The 14,862-nt window shown below is 42.9% G+C and carries 17 protein-coding genes and 1 tRNA gene; 7 read left to right on the top strand and 11 right to left on the bottom strand.

From position 1 onward, the window contains the following. Positions 1 to 88: 88 nt before the first annotated feature. Together MSMAS_RS16685 and MSMAS_RS16680 are read left to right on the top strand one after the other, a co-directional pair. Positions 89 to 823 carry a HesA/MoeB/ThiF family protein gene (locus MSMAS_RS16685; RefSeq protein WP_011033479.1) on the top strand — a complete coding sequence of 245 codons (735 nt, stop codon included), beginning with the start codon at positions 89 to 91 and terminating at the stop codon, positions 821 to 823. Positions 824 to 956: 133 nt separating this feature from the next. Next, positions 957 to 1,898, top strand: a complete 942-nt coding sequence (locus MSMAS_RS16680) for a hypothetical protein (protein WP_011033480.1) — start codon at positions 957 to 959, stop codon at positions 1,896 to 1,898. Between the two features lie 133 nt (positions 1,899 to 2,031). Here MSMAS_RS16680 and MSMAS_RS16675 read toward each other — a convergent pair. Next, positions 2,032 to 2,105: transfer RNA gene (locus MSMAS_RS16675), tRNA-Thr, on the bottom strand. A 152-nt stretch (positions 2,106 to 2,257) separates the two neighbouring features. Between MSMAS_RS16675 and MSMAS_RS16670 the strand changes: the two genes are divergently transcribed. The 4 genes from MSMAS_RS16670 (at position 2,258) to MSMAS_RS16655 (ending at position 6,005) form a co-directional block, all read left to right on the top strand. Further along, on the top strand, positions 2,258 to 2,845 hold the full coding sequence (locus tag MSMAS_RS16670; protein WP_011033481.1) for an aldolase: 588 nt from the start codon (positions 2,258 to 2,260) through the stop codon (positions 2,843 to 2,845). A 209-nt stretch (positions 2,846 to 3,054) separates the two neighbouring features. Continuing rightward, positions 3,055 to 3,666 (top strand): CDP-alcohol phosphatidyltransferase family protein, encoded by a 612-nt coding sequence (locus MSMAS_RS16665; RefSeq protein ID WP_011033482.1) that lies wholly within the window; start codon positions 3,055 to 3,057, stop codon positions 3,664 to 3,666. A 139-nt stretch (positions 3,667 to 3,805) separates the two neighbouring features. Continuing rightward, positions 3,806 to 4,246: an archease gene (locus tag MSMAS_RS16660; RefSeq protein ID WP_011033483.1), complete on the top strand. Its 441-nt coding sequence runs from the start codon at positions 3,806 to 3,808 to the stop codon at positions 4,244 to 4,246. Between the two features lie 256 nt (positions 4,247 to 4,502). After that, the gene (locus tag MSMAS_RS16655) at positions 4,503 to 6,005 is read left to right on the top strand and encodes an RtcB family protein (RefSeq protein ID WP_015411899.1); all 1,503 of its coding nucleotides are present in this window, start codon (positions 4,503 to 4,505) and stop codon (positions 6,003 to 6,005) included. A 75-nt stretch (positions 6,006 to 6,080) separates the two neighbouring features. On the opposite strand, the gene MSMAS_RS16650 is transcribed toward MSMAS_RS16655, so the two are convergent. The 10 genes from MSMAS_RS16650 to mtrE form a co-directional block, all read right to left on the bottom strand. Next, positions 6,081 to 7,211, bottom strand: a complete 1,131-nt coding sequence (locus tag MSMAS_RS16650; RefSeq protein WP_011033485.1) for a hypothetical protein — start codon at positions 7,209 to 7,211, stop codon at positions 6,081 to 6,083. 568 nt (positions 7,212 to 7,779) lie between these two features. Beyond that, the gene (locus MSMAS_RS19095) at positions 7,780 to 7,998 is read right to left on the bottom strand and encodes a hypothetical protein (protein ID WP_137726774.1); all 219 of its coding nucleotides are present in this window, start codon (positions 7,996 to 7,998) and stop codon (positions 7,780 to 7,782) included. A gap of 301 nt (positions 7,999 to 8,299) precedes the next feature. Further along, positions 8,300 to 9,250: a tetrahydromethanopterin S-methyltransferase subunit H gene (gene mtrH / locus MSMAS_RS16645; RefSeq protein WP_011033486.1), complete on the bottom strand. Its 951-nt coding sequence runs from the start codon at positions 9,248 to 9,250 to the stop codon at positions 8,300 to 8,302. Between the two features lie 13 nt (positions 9,251 to 9,263). After that, positions 9,264 to 9,482, bottom strand: a complete 219-nt coding sequence (mtrG, locus tag MSMAS_RS16640) for a tetrahydromethanopterin S-methyltransferase subunit MtrG (RefSeq protein WP_011033487.1) — start codon at positions 9,480 to 9,482, stop codon at positions 9,264 to 9,266. Between the two features lie 18 nt (positions 9,483 to 9,500). Continuing rightward, complete coding sequence (locus tag MSMAS_RS16635) at positions 9,501 to 9,725, bottom strand: tetrahydromethanopterin S-methyltransferase subunit F (RefSeq protein ID WP_011033488.1); 225 nt, start codon at positions 9,723 to 9,725, stop codon at positions 9,501 to 9,503. Next, a complete protein-coding gene (gene mtrA, locus MSMAS_RS16630) occupies positions 9,725 to 10,447 on the bottom strand; it encodes a tetrahydromethanopterin S-methyltransferase subunit A (protein WP_011033489.1) in 723 nt (240 codons plus the stop codon). The genes MSMAS_RS16635 and mtrA overlap by 1 nt, the downstream gene beginning before the upstream one ends. A gap of 1 nt (position 10,448) precedes the next feature. After that, on the bottom strand, positions 10,449 to 10,775 hold the full coding sequence (locus MSMAS_RS16625; RefSeq protein ID WP_011033490.1) for a tetrahydromethanopterin S-methyltransferase subunit B: 327 nt from the start codon (positions 10,773 to 10,775) through the stop codon (positions 10,449 to 10,451). Beyond that, positions 10,772 to 11,575 carry a tetrahydromethanopterin S-methyltransferase subunit MtrC gene (mtrC, locus tag MSMAS_RS16620; protein WP_011033491.1) on the bottom strand — a complete coding sequence of 268 codons (804 nt, stop codon included), beginning with the start codon at positions 11,573 to 11,575 and terminating at the stop codon, positions 10,772 to 10,774. Before mtrC ends, MSMAS_RS16625 begins: the two co-directional genes overlap by 4 nt. Position 11,576: 1 nt before the next feature. Then, a complete protein-coding gene (mtrD, locus tag MSMAS_RS16615; protein WP_048046836.1) occupies positions 11,577 to 12,329 on the bottom strand; it encodes a tetrahydromethanopterin S-methyltransferase subunit D in 753 nt (250 codons plus the stop codon). Further along, entirely contained in the window at positions 12,326 to 13,240 is a 915-nt protein-coding gene (mtrE, locus tag MSMAS_RS16610; protein WP_011033493.1) for a tetrahydromethanopterin S-methyltransferase subunit E, read from the bottom strand. Before mtrE ends, mtrD begins: the two co-directional genes overlap by 4 nt. Positions 13,241 to 14,035: 795 nt before the next feature. Here mtrE and MSMAS_RS16605 point away from each other — a divergent pair. Then, the gene (locus MSMAS_RS16605; protein ID WP_011033494.1) at positions 14,036 to 14,845 is read left to right on the top strand and encodes a sugar phosphate isomerase/epimerase family protein; all 810 of its coding nucleotides are present in this window, start codon (positions 14,036 to 14,038) and stop codon (positions 14,843 to 14,845) included. The last annotated feature ends 17 nt before the right edge of the window (positions 14,846 to 14,862 follow it).

The raw sequence follows: 14,862 nt of genomic DNA, 5'->3' as shown, positions 1-14,862 counted from the left end.
TTTGCCGTTATTAAAACCAGTTTTCAAGCAGTCAATATAAATTAATCTCATCATAATTCCTGAAATTAATATTCTGGAAGGAATTCACATGGATAAGATGGAAAGAGAAAAGTACAGCCGGCAGATTCTTCTTTTTGGAGAGGAAGGGCAGGAGAAATTAAAAGCTGCAAAGGTATTTGTTGCCGGTGCCGGGGGACTTGGGTCTCCTGTATCTACTTACCTTGCAATTGCAGGGATAGGAAAAATAATCCTTGCGGATTTTGACACTGTAGACTCTACCAACCTGAACAGGCAGTTCCTGCATTATGAAAAAGACGTTGGGAGAGCAAAGGTTGAATCTGCAAAGGAGAAGCTTCTTTTAATGAACCCTTTAATTGAAGTTGAGATAATTAAAGAGATGCTTACCGAGTCAAATATTGATTATCTTGTCCCTGAATGTGATATTATAATTGATGCCCTGGATAATATGGAAACAAGGCATATTCTTAACAGGTTTTCGATTAAACGGAGCATTCCTTTAATTCACGGGGCAGTTACGGGTTATGACGGGCAGGTCACAACAATTATTCCAGGAAAAACCCCCTGTTTTTACTGTATTTTTCCACGAATCCCGAAAAAAGAAGTTTTCCCGATTCTCGGAGCCACTCCGGGTATTATAGGTTCAATTCAGGTAAGTGAAGCAGTCAAGTTTCTGACAGGAAAAGGAAAACTTCTGGAGGGCAGACTTTTATTCTGGAACGGGCTTTCAGGGAGTTTCAGTGAAATTTCACTCGCAAAACTGAACAACTGCCCGGTTTGCGGAAGTAATGGTGAAAAGGTTTGATCAGGCTGCTTCCTTTCGGCATGATACGATTGCTTTGTTCCACTCCTATTTTTTCATTTTATATTTCCTGTTGATCAATTTTTATATATCCTCAGTGATAATATCTTATAGGGTACGTTGGAGGGAAGATGGCATGAAAAAAAAAACCCGACCACTTGAACAAAACGAAAATATCTCCCAGGACAATTCAGGTTACTTTTTTCAGGGCTTTTATGACCTTAATCTGTCTTCGCCCTGCTTCTCTTTCACTTCGGTGCAGTACATCCCTTGCCTTGATCTCAGCATCTGCCGGGAAACCGGAGTGAAATCAATTATCAAAGCACACAGCAAGGACATGTACCACCTGCTTGAAAATGTTCATTTTGATGGTGAATACTGCAGGGTGAAGTGTGCAAAAGATGGAGAATGGGAGTTCTGCTGGGATCTGGCAGTCAGGGTCCAGTTTTTTGGGAAAATGCAGGGGGTTGCCCTTTACCCTAAACGTTCGTTTTCAGGGAAGGAAAAGAAGATAGTTTACAGGTCTTTTATTCTGGTTAACCCGTATCAGCTCTGGGATGAATCCCTTGTAAGAAGGTTCTGGAATATTCAGGAGAGAATAGAGTTTCTTGTAGCCAGGATTCTTTTTCACGAATGCATTCATGTTATGATTTCACTTGGAAAGACCTTTCCCTCTTCGTCCGGGAATACGGATATTTTTCTTGAATTCAGGGAAATGCTGGATATAGCAGAGTCCAAAAAGCTTGTTACTGAAACCAATGAAGTTAAATTCCGTCTCTGGAATCTGGCGCTCTTTGGGGCTTCAGGTTCTGAAAGTGAACAAACATTATTTGAAAGAGTTCAGGAGCTCTACGAGTTCCTTATTAATGAAAAATACAGCAACCAGAAAACAGGACAGGTTTTCAACTCTCCCTTACGCAATTCAAAATTAGCCCGGAAATATGCCTGGATAGCAGCTGTCAAAGCCGGAGGAGACCAGCAGATCAGTAAAAGAGTGTGGCAGGTTGAAGTCCGCAGGCTCAGCATAGCGTTGAGGGCGTTATATGATGAAATTGACTCTCTGCTGAGAGTAAAATAAATTTTTTGTTGATGCCAGAAAACAGTGCGTTTTTTTAATGACTTCGGAAGATCCTGAAAATTTATATTGCTCACATCCAGAAGAAATCCTCCGAAAGTGGGCTTTGAACAAGATATATAAAAAGAAAGTACGAAGCCTCGTGCGTGATTCGAACACGCGACCTAGTGATTACAAGTCACTCGCTCTACCGGGCTGAGCCAACGAGGCGCAATGAAGCTGATTGCAGACTTATCTAAATACAATACTCACAGATAAACTTTATGGCAGAATCTTTTCCGTCTAAGTTTCTAAAATTTTAAATTCTGAAGTCTCTTAATCCTTTTTCTGGTATCCCTCCGTTCTGGCAGTGCACAAGCCTTATGGCACTCTTTCTCTATATCTCGCTTAAGATGTGGCAGGAAATGGCAAAATACGGGCGCAAGCTGGTTGAACATGGGCTTGTGGAATCAAATTTTGGAAATATCAGCGTCAGGGCAGGGGACAGAATAGTCATTACCCGGAGCGGGACCGCACTTGACGAGATCACCGGTGATAATATTGTTGAGGTTGGCATCCGGGATACCTCGTCCCTGGACATGATTGCGTCTTCCGAAGCCGTGGTACACAGGGAGATCTACAGGAGGACTTCTGTCCTTGCAATAATTCATGCACACTGCCCTTATTCGGTGGTTGAATCCCTGCTTGCCGGTCCTGGCAATGTAATTGTTCCCGTAGACAGTGAGGGCCAGTATTTCCTTGGAGATATTCCGGTTGTGGGAGGAGGAATCGGAAGCTCAGAGCTTGCGAAAAACCTTGCAGATTCGCTTTCCGGGCACAGGGGAGCTGTAGTATTCAGCCACGGTACCTTTGCCACAGGGAGAACGTTAGGTGAAGCTTATATTGTGACCACACAGCTTGAGCACTCCTGCAGAGTGAAATACCTGTACGACCTTGCAGTACAAAAGTGAAATAGAAGTAAAAATGAGATAATTAATTATTATCCTGGAGTAAACTCATACTCAAAGAATAAAGCCTTAAGTATAAATATCAAAAGACAGGTAATCAAAGAAATAATATAAATAATAGGTTTTGTTCGGTATAAGAAGCAGGATATGCTGCCATATTCTTTCAGGCCTGTCTTTAATAACAAAAATAAAAAGAAAGATTCCAGAGTACCATGACATTTAATGCCCTGAGACCTGTTGCTACGAGAGTTATTGATCCTCTTGCAGATTTCTTTATAAAATACGAGGTCTCACCTGATACGGTTTCCATAGTTTCCCTTATCTGTGCCTTCTTTGCCGGACTCAGTTTTTACTTTTCTCCTGAATATAAGGAGCTTATCCTGCTCGCAGGCATCCTGGTAATATTCAATTCCCTTTTCGACGCCCTTGACGGGGTAATCGCACGCAAATCCAATAGAGCAACACCGAGAGGCGATTTTCTGGACCACGTAATTGACCGCTACTCGGATATTTTTATCATCTGCAGCATTTTTTTCGCAGGCTATGTATCCTGGCAGATAGGAGTCACGGCAATTGTGGGCGTGCTTCTTACCAGCTACCTCGGGACTCAGGCCCAGGCGCTCAACCTCGGAAGATATTACGGCGGAATTATGGGCAGAGCTGATCGTCTTGTAGTAATAATTATTGCCGCTTTTGCCAACTCTGTTTACTCTGCTTCAATAGCAGGTTTTTCTATCCTGGGCTGGGCTGTCATCCTGATTGCTGTGACCAGCCATATTACTGCAGTTCAGAGAATTCTCTATATATGGAACAGGCTGGACTGACGTCCTTCAGTATTTCTTGACCTGAATCCGGAACCGTTCCGGATATTCAGCCGGAAAGAGCTCTTTTAGATCTTTTGACGTCTTAAAACAGGTTTATAAAGCGGATAGGTTAATGTAAGACAAAACCCAATACTGGACTATGCCGTCTCAAGGAAAGAAGTATGAGTACCTGGAACATACCGCTGATATCAAGTTCCTGGCCTATGGGGAGACCGTGGAAGAGGTATTTGAAAACGCAGCTCTAGCCATGTTTAATGTTATAATCGATACCGAAAAAGTTTCCGGAGAGACGGAAAGAGAAGTTCTTCTTACATCACCTGATCTGGAGTCTCTGCTTGTTGACTGGCTTTCCGAGCTTTTATACCTCTTTGAGGTCGATGAGGTTGTATTCTGGAAGTTCCAGGTAGAAGAAATCAGGGAAGAAGAAGGAGAATACTCGATAAAAGCTCTGGCATCAGGTGAGAAATATTATCCTGAAAGCCATCCCTTTGAAACTGAAATTAAAGCTGTCACATATAACCAGCTGGAACTTGAGAAAACTGCCGGAGGATGGAAAGCTCAGGTTGTTGTTGACATTTAAGGATATGAATATTTGAGACTTAAATATCTCATGGATATTTGAGATTTAAGTTTCTGAGGAATTTATACATCGCTTTTATGTACTGGTTGTGCAGACTGTAGTGCTTAATCTTTTTACAGTCTCAAACAGTATTTTATTGTATTTTTTTATAGTTTACAGGACATCAGGGAAACATAAAGTAGAATAATTTTTGAATTATATTGATATCAGTATTTTACTCAAAATTATATTTGCAATGGAGCAGGGAGTATAAATTATGGTTGAGAGTGAAAATAAAGATATAGAAGAATCGGGTGCTGAAGTTGATAGGAGGGATGTCAGAAGCCTGGTCCGGAAACTTTCCGATAATAACTGGGAAATTCCAAAAGGGCACATTCCTAATATGAGAGTTCCAGGACGCCTTTTTGTATCTGAAAAATTGCTTGAAGGCATTGAACCAGGTACAATTGACCAGATCGCAAACGTGGCAACACTTCCGGGAATACAGAAATATTCCATGGCAATGCCTGATGCCCACCTGGGATATGGATTTGCTATAGGGGGCGTTGCAGCCTTTGACGTCGAAGAAGGAGTTATCAGTCCGGGAGGAGTGGGTTTTGATATTAACTGCGGTGTACGGCTTATCCGCACAAACCTTCAAAAGGAAGATGTCGTCCCTCATATAAAGAGGCTGACGGATGAGCTGTTTAGTAATGTGCCTTCAGGTGTGGGTTCAAAAAGCCGTTTCAAGGCTTCTGATAAAGAGCTGGACAGCGCATTTCTTGAAGGTGCAAAATGGGCGGTAGACGCTGGTTATGGGGTGGAAGCCGATGTTGAACATTGTGAGGGGAATGGTTTCCTTGAAGGAGCAGATACTTCTCATGTGAGTTCAAAGGCGAGAAACCGTGGAAAACCCCAGTTAGGGACCCTCGGGAGCGGCAACCATTTCCTCGAAGTACAGTATGTAGATGAGATCTATGACCCGGAAGTGGCTTCAGCCTTCGGGCTTGAAGAAGGCCAGGTCACGGTTATGGTTCACTGCGGGTCAAGGGGGGCAGGGCACCAGATATGTACCGACCACCTGAAAGAACTCTCCCAGGCTGTGAAGAGATATGGAATTGAGATTCCTGACAAACAGCTTGCTTGTGCTCCGGCTCAGTCAAAAGAGGCACAGAATTATTTCAAAGCCATGCTCTGTGCTGCAAATTATGCATGGGCAAACAGGCAGATGATTACCCACTGGACGAGGGAATCTTTTGAAAAAGTCTTTGGCAGGGATGCCGATGACATGGAAATGAGCCTCCTGTATGATGTTGCCCATAATGTGGCAAAATTGGAAGAACACAGCATTGAAGGCAGGAAAAAAGAGGTTTACGTGCACAGAAAAGGGGCAACAAGAGCCTTTCCCGCAGGGCATCCGGAAGTTCCTTCCGCATACAGGGATGTGGGGCAGCCCGTTTTAATCCCCGGCAGCATGGGGACTCCTTCATTCATACTCTGCGGTTCAACGGAATCTATGGACGTTTCTTTCGGTAGTGCCTGCCACGGAGCCGGGAGAGTTATGAGCAGGGCGCATGCAAAGAAGGAATTCCACGGGCAGAGCATAAAAGAGGACCTTGAAGCTCATGGAATCACTGTAAGGGCAACTCATCCCTCCGTGATTGCTGAAGAAGCTCCCGGTGTGTATAAGTCCAGCAGTGAAGTGGTAAATGTCGTGCATGAACTTGGTATTGCCCGCAAGGTAGCAAGAGTTATCCCGCTTGGGGTTGCAAAAGGTTAAATGCGTGAAAATAGCCTTATTTTTTATTTTTCTTATTTTTTAACTGGATAATTTTTAGAAATCCTGTGGACAGTATTATTCCCCCGAAATAAAATCTGGCTCCGTAAACTCTTCCATTCCATATATTCCGGAGCTGTTCTCATGTTCATGTTCCTCATAGAACCTGAATACGATCATACTCGAATATGAAGAGGTTACAAAAGGTGTGCCGTTTTCTCTGAATATATTCGAAAAATATTCCACAAGGCTGTGGATAACTTTTTCATTTTTAAAATCATGGAAAATAGTTACTGATTCTTTACCTGGCTCAAGGCAGAGTTCTATATTCTTTACCAGCTGGGTTGCCAGGTACATCTTCTTGAAGTATACCAGCAAATCTGGAAGAGACATCTCATTTACTGACTGTTTGCACAGGCGTTCCAGAATTTTTGTCGGGTTAGGGACTTCTCCAGCCGCAAAGGTTTCGAACTGATTTCTGTGCAGGGTCACAAGATTGTATCTCTCAACATTGTATGTGTGCATCAGCTGCGTCCAGAATTCTGTATTATCGTCAAGTTCTTTGCATATTATGTCAAGATAACCAAAGTGCTTTCGAATTCCAGGCATTGTTTCATTGAGAGAAACGGAAAGGTTCTTTTTGAAAGAAATCTGGGTCGAATTCGCCCGCCTGAAAATATGATCAACGTCAAGCTGTTTCCATCTTGCCAGAAAATCGGCTATAAGCTGGGCGAAAAATTCCCTGCTATTTATGGTAGCATTGGAGAGAAGTATAAGGGCAGATTCAGGGTTCTGTATGTCTTCGCACTTAATTGAAGTTCTTATTGTCCACTGGTTATTTTTGAAGATCCGGTTCAGGTAATCCTCAAGATCTTTCATATTGCTGATCTCAAAAGGATTGATAAGCTCATTAACCAGTTCTTCATCCGTGAGCCTTCCTTTCGTGTACCTGAAAAGCCACTCAAGAATTGTTTTATTTATGATTATATTTTCCCCGCTTTTAATTGTATCACTCAATTCTTCTTTTGCAGGGTTTTCTCTCAAAAATCTGATTGCTTCGTCAATGCTTCTATGATTTGTAAGTGCAGTATCCGCGATTTCAATCGTGTCCCTTACTGCAGCGCTAAGATTTCCATCGTTTGCATCCAGAAAAGGCTGTAATTTTTTAAGGTATTTATCATCCAGGGATATATTTTTCCTGATCAGCATATTTTCACCCAGGATTTTCTGATTTTGTGACTTTCTATGCTATGATCCATGATATGTACCCCTGATATTGATAACATTTTCACTTTTTCAAGTTACTGATTTAGAAAGTTATTTTCTTAAATTTAATACAGGCTTACTATTCAAAAATATTCATTATTAGTTTATATATTGGTAAGTGCTACCGAATATTAAATCTTTCTGTTTAGTACCATTTTTTGAGAATTTTTGTCAATTTATATTATTCTCCGGAGAGAAGATTAATTCGCAGTTTCATATAATATTCCCTGTTTTAAAATCTTATTGATTTTCTCTTATCAGTGATTTTTCTTGCTTGATCTATCTCCTGTGTCTGATTAAACTCCTTTGCTACCTGCTTCACCGGGTAGGTGGCAACTTCACCAGAACAGATAATATCGGTTCACAATTCTCTATTTATATATGTAAGACAGTGTACAACATGTACTCAAATAAATTACAAGAGTTAATGGGGCTCAAATACCCTGAACCTCAGATTAGTGACTGGCTCTCAATTTGTCCTGTCTTTGTTGTCCTTTAGCGGAAGACGTGATTAATCCCGGACAAACAGTGAGCCTGAATGGATTTGTATAACTCCTGATCGAGTGGGGGTTCTGTATAAATACTCGCTCAGGTTTTTGCATATCTTTATCTGATTCAGGGTAGAGGTTTCCCCATTGAGCGAGTTGGGAGTGGATTCATCAGTACCTGGCAGGCTCATTAATACTTCCTCGTCAGCCAGGTACTTTCCTTCGCTAAATCTACAAAACATTTTAAATCTATAAAATATATTTTTAAGTGGACTAACCGTTATTAACTTTTTTCTGTCGTTTTCAAGTTTTGCTCATGTATTTTTTAATTCTTAAAGGTAGTTTGAAGGAAAAACTAATGGAAGTCTCCAAAGGTTAAGATAATGATATTTCTCAAAGGTTAAGGTAATGATATGGCTGATTTAGAATCCGGTTAAAAGCGGTTTAAAGTAAGATTATGAACTTAAGGCGCAAAAAAAGAAAAAACAAAGAGAAATTTCTCTTTGCTTCCGGACTCTGTAGTCCTTGTAATCTGTTTTGAACTTATGTCAGTTTGGTAACAGGGTGGTTTTCCAGATCTGCGATCTCGACGCCAAGTTCCTTTGCAGTTTCACCGAGCATAATGTCGACCATTGCAACAGCCGGGAAAATCTGGTTGACGTTCTCGATCGGACCGTAAAGCAGATAGTCAGAACCTGCAATCTGGGCTACCAGGTTGGTACCAATGTCTGTAGGCATGTAGATTGCCTTGGGGTCAGGCTGAGTTTTCTTGAATTTGCGGAGCCAGTCCCATGCAGAAGCCATGTTGTGGTATCCACCGCCGATTGGCAGCCCGAATTTTCCTTTGAGTGTGGGTACCGAGCGGATTGTTGCGCCTGAGCCTGCACCGAGAGGCATGGCTGCAACGTCGATAATGGGATACTTTATTCCGCATTCCTTGGCGACCTGGAGCATACCTTTGGTCTGTCCGGAACCTCCGACTTCAAGGATATCTATTTTTCCTTTTACGGTCGGGTCAGTTGCATTGAATGCAAGAACGATTGCAGCTGACACATCACTTTCTGTGAGGACATCGATTTCAGACTGTTCAATACTTGCGTTGATCGAGTTGTGGATTGCCCTGTCTGCAACACCTATTTCGGTACAGTACTGAGCTGCGGCTGCACGCACGTTTCCGGCTGAGGAGTCTATCAGGAAAGGTGTTCTATCATCTATCCCAACGAACCACTCAATATAGCGTTTGATCGATTCAGGGGTTTCTCCTACAATCTGATTTACATAGGGGAGCCCTGTGGCATCGCTCAGTGATACCTGGGTGTTCCATAGGGTTTCTGCAGCTGCCCTGTCGAAGATACCCTTGTCCTCATCAGTTACAATCTTGTGCCTTGCATAGAACATGGTACTGACTAACACGGTTGGGTTTTCACCCGGCTGTCCACCGAACTTAACTCCACCGAGTTCGAAAACTTCCTGTTTCTTGTCAAACTTGAACATTTTGATCCCTCATTTACATGAACATTGATGATATCTGGACATAGATCAGGAAGAGCAGCAGGCCGATTACTCCGCCGTACAGAATTCCGATATCTCTTCCTACCTTCTTTCCTATTCTCTGTGCAACTTCACTGTTGACGAACTCTACCTTTTCATCAATCTGATCGAGCCTTTTCATTACTTCATTAAACTCGCCTGGCTCTACAAACGCTGCTGGTGCTTTTCCATCCATATTATTCACCTCTCATGCTTATAGGCCGACAGCTACTGGGAGTACGATGACCATCAGCAGTGAAAAGAGAAAACCTGCTGCAAAGCCGATTATTCCGGTGGCTGCGACTCCGGAGTCAAGCTTCTGGTTTCTTGCAATCAACTGTGCTCTATATCGTATGCTCTCAACAGTCGCATCAATTGCACCCATCTGAGGGGCAAGCACCATTGGGACGCCTTTTTCGTGTTCTTCTGCCATCTTCATTACCTCCCTAGCAGTAATAACCCAAGCAGGGATATGGTTATTGTCAACCCAATCATGGCGCCTTCGACTTTTCCTGCGTGAACTCCTGAGTGGAACTTGTTCAAGTTTCCTATATCCATCATGCGGGCTTCAATTGCTTTCAACCTGCTACGGAGAACAGCGATCTCTCCGGAAACCGGCCTTACAACGCCACCTTCCTCTTCTTCTTCACCCTCTTCGCTGATTTCTACAACCAGTGGGTCCGCATCAAAGGCACCAGGGTCTTTTGAGGCCAGTTCTCTCACCTTGGAGGTGATAGCCCCCATATCTTCAGTATCGAGCAGATTGACGACCTGAACCTGTTCCTGGAAACGGGCAACTGCGGCTGCATTAAGGTTTTCCACATACGGAATTGCACCCAATGCTCCTGCAATCCTGTTTTCTTTTACACCGTTTGCGTGGAGGCTCATCATGGACTGTCCGGTAATGTGCCCCTTAACTTCAGAGCCGGTTACAAGCAGGTATCTGATGTTCGGGTTTGAGATGATATGGGCGACGACCTTTTCAATACCAAGGTTTTCTGTCTTACATGACCCGGTACAGGCTGCACCTGCATCAAGAATCGGCTTCCCCGGAAGGTGTGAGCCGCAGGTAATTACCAGTACAGAGTTCTTTACATCGCCTACTTCGTATTCTCCTTTCAGGATAGGCCATCCTGGGGCTGGTTCTCTTTTATCTGCCATTTTACACCACCCCTCCCATCAGTCTTGTTATGTATATGATTAGGGCCAGCAGTCCGCTGAAAGCAAGACCTACAATAATCCCGTAGAAGGAGTTTGAGTAAATTCCTGCTATGTAGGAGGTGTTCTCACGTCCTGGCCATGTATTAAGGAGCGGTTTGCTGGGTGAAAGGGAATTCACCAGATCGTCTGCAATCGCATCCAGTTTGTCCACCCTTTCAAAGACAGGCTCCATGGAGTACTGAATCGAGTCTTTCCTTTCCTGAGTTACGGTTCCCGACTCTGTGTCCATGACTAAATTTATCTCGGGAGCTATGCGAACAATGCTCATTGCAATTCCTCCGCACTCGGCAGCAGACCGGTTCCAACCACTGCATATGCATCTCTCTTAATGAGTGCATAATACTTGCTGAAAGCAACATACCAGATGACAAGTCCTACGAGTATGTTTATGCCAGCAGTCATTAGTCCTTCATGGAGTGATGATGCAAAGCCTGTAATTATTAATGCAATAGCTGCTTTTTCAACAGCAAGAATCAGTGTTCTGTCCTGTGACTCATCTGGGCCAAGGCATGCGTTGAAGGGGTGAAGGATTCCCATACCGCCTATTATAAAGATCAGTGCAATGTATCCGTTTGCGATCACATTTTCTATGATTGCAGCATAATCAAAGGATCCTGCAATGACGACACTCAGACCGAGAATTACAAGGGTGCCTGCGCATGAAATCTCTATCATTGCCTGTTCCATTATTGGGATACCCATTCCGATTACTTTGTTTGCAAGAGCGCCAATAACGCCACCAATAATTGCTGCTACAACGACGGCTAATATGGGTCCCGCAATGCCTCCCAGGGCAAGTCCGAAGAGAGCTGCAAGAATACCCATACCTAGAGCCAGCATACCAATTGATGGGACACCGGTACCAAGTCCATAGCTTGCAACACGCCTGACAGCATCAGCACCCCAGACTGTTGCACAGATTGCTCCAATTCCTCCGAAGAAGGAATACGCCGGAGGCATGAAGTGACCAAGGTAAATTCCGACAAGACCGCCGACTATACCCAGGGCCATTAGTGTCTGTTGAGGGTATGCACCTTTAGCTTCTCCTCCTGCTCCACCTGCAGACATTTTAGATACCTCCTAGCTGTGCTATTGCAATTACTGCCACGATAGCACACAGTATTGATGCCACGACGGAGGAAATAACCGCCTTCGGCCATTTCTTGAATTTCGGGTCGTGGAACCCTTCAATTGTACCTCCTATGTTATAGGACGGAATTACGGCGTTTACCAGGAAAATGCCTATTGCAAATATTGCTGCAACTGCTACAAGCGAGTTTCCTGTTACTGCAGAAGTAACTCCAACGCGCTCAAGTCCTACACTTACACCCACTTCAATAAGTGAATAGTAAATAAGAGATCCACCAATTCCACCAAGAGCAGCACCGATAACTCCGCTCACAAAGCTGACAGTCGGAATTCCGTGCCCTTCAGTACCCTGGGATACGTAAAGGTCCTGTCTGTATTTTGTTATTGGGTCAACCTTTACTTTTGCGGAAGAAGGCACACAGCCTACACCGTAAACATAGATCCAGGTACCTACGATCATGGTCACAGCGATCATGATCATTGCTCCCACTGCGCCTGAGGCAACAATAAGAGGGAAATTATCTGTCACGTTCATCATAAACCCGGCACTGACAAGCCCTGTCAGACCTGCGCCTGTTGCCAGCTGCACTGTACCGGTACCGACACCTGTTGCCTGAGCCATAGCTGCAGGTGCTCCACCTACGGGCACGAAGTGAACACCCCAGGAAATCAGAACGCCGCCGATAATAATGAAGACCATCCAGATGATATTTCCTAAGATAGCGTCAATCATGCGGAAGCCTCCTCAGCCTTGTCTTCTTTGTAAGGTCCATATGCTTTGCGGGCCTGTACTTCGATTTTCCAGTTCCAGATAATTAAAATAAGGACGATAATAACACCTGCAATTACAGAAAGCCATCCCATGGACAGACCTTGTGCAGGATCAAAAATAGTGGTTATCCAGCTTCCAAGGAATACGGTCATACCAAAAGCAATTCCTGTGGTAGGTCCGCCGAACTTTGAGCAGAACCAGGAGTTGTCGAACCCATTCCTGAGGCCGGATTCGGCATATCTTACAATGTTACCTGAGTTTGAAGCGTTCAGCCCGGAACCAAATTCAAACTGCTGGAATTCGCGCTCTGCACCGTAGTGGACGTCGCCTGTTGATGATCCTATTGCACCTATTGTAATACCCCAGATAAAAGCCAGCATAGTCAGCGGGAAGGGGTGCCCGAGTACAACGGTCATCAAGTACGATACTATTAGAACACAAAAGGTTGTTATGAACGCATATCCCATAATTGCCGGGGTATGACTTCTTATCATATCCAGATAAATCGGCTGCTTGAACCGACTCTGACTGGCACATCTGCCCATTGTAGCAGTTACCGCAAAAGTAGCGTGTACGGATGCTGCAATAACGGAACCAAATACCAGTGCAAAAAGTGGGGATACTGTAAATTCACTTATTAATACTGTCGCAATGGCTGCACCTATCGAACACATTAATGCGTTGGATGGTGGTTCTCCAGATATCGCTTTGTTAAATATTCTGTGGGGAAACATCATTTGGGGAGCTAACTGCACCTGAGAGTTAGGGTTGCTCTGCGAACCTATGTCAGATTCCAGGTCCTCTGAAGCACCTGCAATGGTCGCAGCCACTCCAATAAGTGCAAGCACTCCCATGCCTATGAGTGGTTCCATTCATTTTCCTCCTTTATGTTATTACATGTAATAAACTGGATTCCAAAAAACGCTGTACATTTTTTTAAAAGCGTCTGCCATATCATTACAAAGAAATATGATTATGACGCACGTTAATTTTTGGATTAGAGAGGATCATTCATAAACCTTTCGAAATAGGAACGCTTTTAAAATATTATTATAGGTTTATATTTTATACAATCAATTTTATATGATGTACTGAGCCGGGTAAATCAAACAAAATTATATTTATATAAAAAAGAATAAATTTTACTTCTTTCAATATCATATAAAGATTCCGATTATTACTAATGAATTTTTTTATTTATTTTTTAAAATATATTAACTATTTTTATAATAATTCGTTATACTGATGTGGTTTTTATATTTCTAAATTTTATATAATCTAATGCTCATTAAGTTCTTTTATTTTCTCTGGGATAAAAAGGATATTTTTACGATTATAGATATTTTTAATTATTTTTTATTGTTCTTTTCATCAGTAAAAATATATTCTCCATGTACTTACTATATATTTATATTTAATCTATTTATAAATTCTTTTAAAAAGAAAAGCCGGTAACAATTACTTATATATAAATATGTTGGCTATTTTTTCTGCTTCTTTATATACTGAATGCCTTCTGACACGGGTTAAGTTCAGACCTCCTCTTTTTTCTTCTGGCATTCAAATGTTCTTCCTGAGTTTCTTCATTTATTCATTCAGTTTGTTATTTTGTGGCTGTAAACCGGGCATCGCAAAAGAACTTTATATCTGGTTTCCTTGCTTAGTACGTGATTTTCGGAGCTTCGTCTTTTGCCGGCTCCCTTCAGGAGCTGAAGGAAAATGTGGGGTCGATAGAACTTTACGTCCCCAAACTCGGAATTTACAGCGGTACTGTACTTGAAAATAGAAAACTTGAATATATTCTTGATGAAATGTCAGTATACGGCTTTCCGGGGACTGTCCATGCTCCTTATTCAGCGGCAGCTCCTGGATATCCCACAGCCCTGCAGGTAGATACTGCAAACATGGGAAAAAGAGAGTTTACTCTTCTTGAAGAGTCCATGGAAATTGCAAACAGGATAGGTTCCAGGATAGTTGTCATCCACCCTGGCAAAATAGGGCTCGATAAGGAAAAGTCCTTTGATTCAATGGTCAAAAATCTGGAATCTCTTTCCTCTCTTGCTGAAAACTATGGAGTTATACTCGGGCTTGAAAATAAAGAAGGAACAGACCCTTCAAACTTTTGTTGCGAAGCAGAAGAACTCGCTGGGACCATTGAACTTGTAAACTCGGACCATCTGAAGGCTACCCTGGATATCGGGCACGCAAACCTTACCTGCGGCGGCGATCCCGGAAAACTAAGGGTTTTTGTTCAGACTCTACAGAAACATGTTATTCACATTCATCTGCACGATAATAGAGGGCAATGGACAGAAAAGTACGACGGGGACGAACATATGGCACCGGGAAAAGGATGTGTTGACTTCTCTGTCCTCAAACTGCTCTCAGGTTACAGAGGGGTCTACAATCTGGAAGTCTTCTCTCTGGAAGATGTAAGGCTTGGAAAAGAAGTCATTGAAAAAGCTCTGTATTCCTGAAATGTTAAGTTCCAAAA

The organism is Methanosarcina mazei S-6, assembly GCF_000970205.1.
Lineage (GTDB): Archaea > Halobacteriota > Methanosarcinia > Methanosarcinales > Methanosarcinaceae > Methanosarcina > Methanosarcina mazei.
This window is presented reverse-complemented; position numbering and strand designations above follow the sequence as displayed.

Excerpts from the sequence above, each read along its gene's own strand:
- MSMAS_RS16680 (WP_011033480.1), top strand. The coding sequence starts at position 957 with ATGAAAAAAAAAACCCGACCACTTGAACAAAACGAAAATATCTCCCAG.
- mtrD (WP_048046836.1), bottom strand. The coding sequence starts at position 12,329 with ATGATTGACGCTATCTTAGGAAATATCATCTGGATGGTCTTCATTATT.
- mtrC (WP_011033491.1), bottom strand. The coding sequence starts at position 11,575 with ATGTCTGCAGGTGGAGCAGGAGGAGAAGCTAAAGGTGCATACCCTCAA.
- mtrA (WP_011033489.1), bottom strand. The coding sequence starts at position 10,447 with ATGGCAGATAAAAGAGAACCAGCCCCAGGATGGCCTATCCTGAAAGGA.
- mtrG (WP_011033487.1), bottom strand. The coding sequence starts at position 9,482 with ATGGATGGAAAAGCACCAGCAGCGTTTGTAGAGCCAGGCGAGTTTAAT.
- MSMAS_RS16635 (WP_011033488.1), bottom strand. The coding sequence starts at position 9,725 with ATGAAGATGGCAGAAGAACACGAAAAAGGCGTCCCAATGGTGCTTGCC.
- MSMAS_RS16650 (WP_011033485.1), bottom strand. The coding sequence starts at position 7,211 with ATGCTGATCAGGAAAAATATATCCCTGGATGATAAATACCTTAAAAAA.
- MSMAS_RS16625 (WP_011033490.1), bottom strand. The coding sequence starts at position 10,775 with ATGAGCATTGTTCGCATAGCTCCCGAGATAAATTTAGTCATGGACACA.
- mtrE (WP_011033493.1), bottom strand. The coding sequence starts at position 13,240 with ATGGAACCACTCATAGGCATGGGAGTGCTTGCACTTATTGGAGTGGCT.
- mtrH (WP_011033486.1), bottom strand. The coding sequence starts at position 9,250 with ATGTTCAAGTTTGACAAGAAACAGGAAGTTTTCGAACTCGGTGGAGTT.
- MSMAS_RS16685 (WP_011033479.1), top strand. The coding sequence starts at position 89 with ATGGATAAGATGGAAAGAGAAAAGTACAGCCGGCAGATTCTTCTTTTT.
- MSMAS_RS16655 (WP_015411899.1), top strand. The coding sequence starts at position 4,503 with ATGGTTGAGAGTGAAAATAAAGATATAGAAGAATCGGGTGCTGAAGTT.
- MSMAS_RS16670 (WP_011033481.1), top strand. The coding sequence starts at position 2,258 with ATGGCACTCTTTCTCTATATCTCGCTTAAGATGTGGCAGGAAATGGCA.
- MSMAS_RS16665 (WP_011033482.1), top strand. The coding sequence starts at position 3,055 with ATGACATTTAATGCCCTGAGACCTGTTGCTACGAGAGTTATTGATCCT.
- MSMAS_RS19095 (WP_137726774.1), bottom strand. The coding sequence starts at position 7,998 with ATGTTTTGTAGATTTAGCGAAGGAAAGTACCTGGCTGACGAGGAAGTA.
- MSMAS_RS16660 (WP_011033483.1), top strand. The coding sequence starts at position 3,806 with ATGCCGTCTCAAGGAAAGAAGTATGAGTACCTGGAACATACCGCTGAT.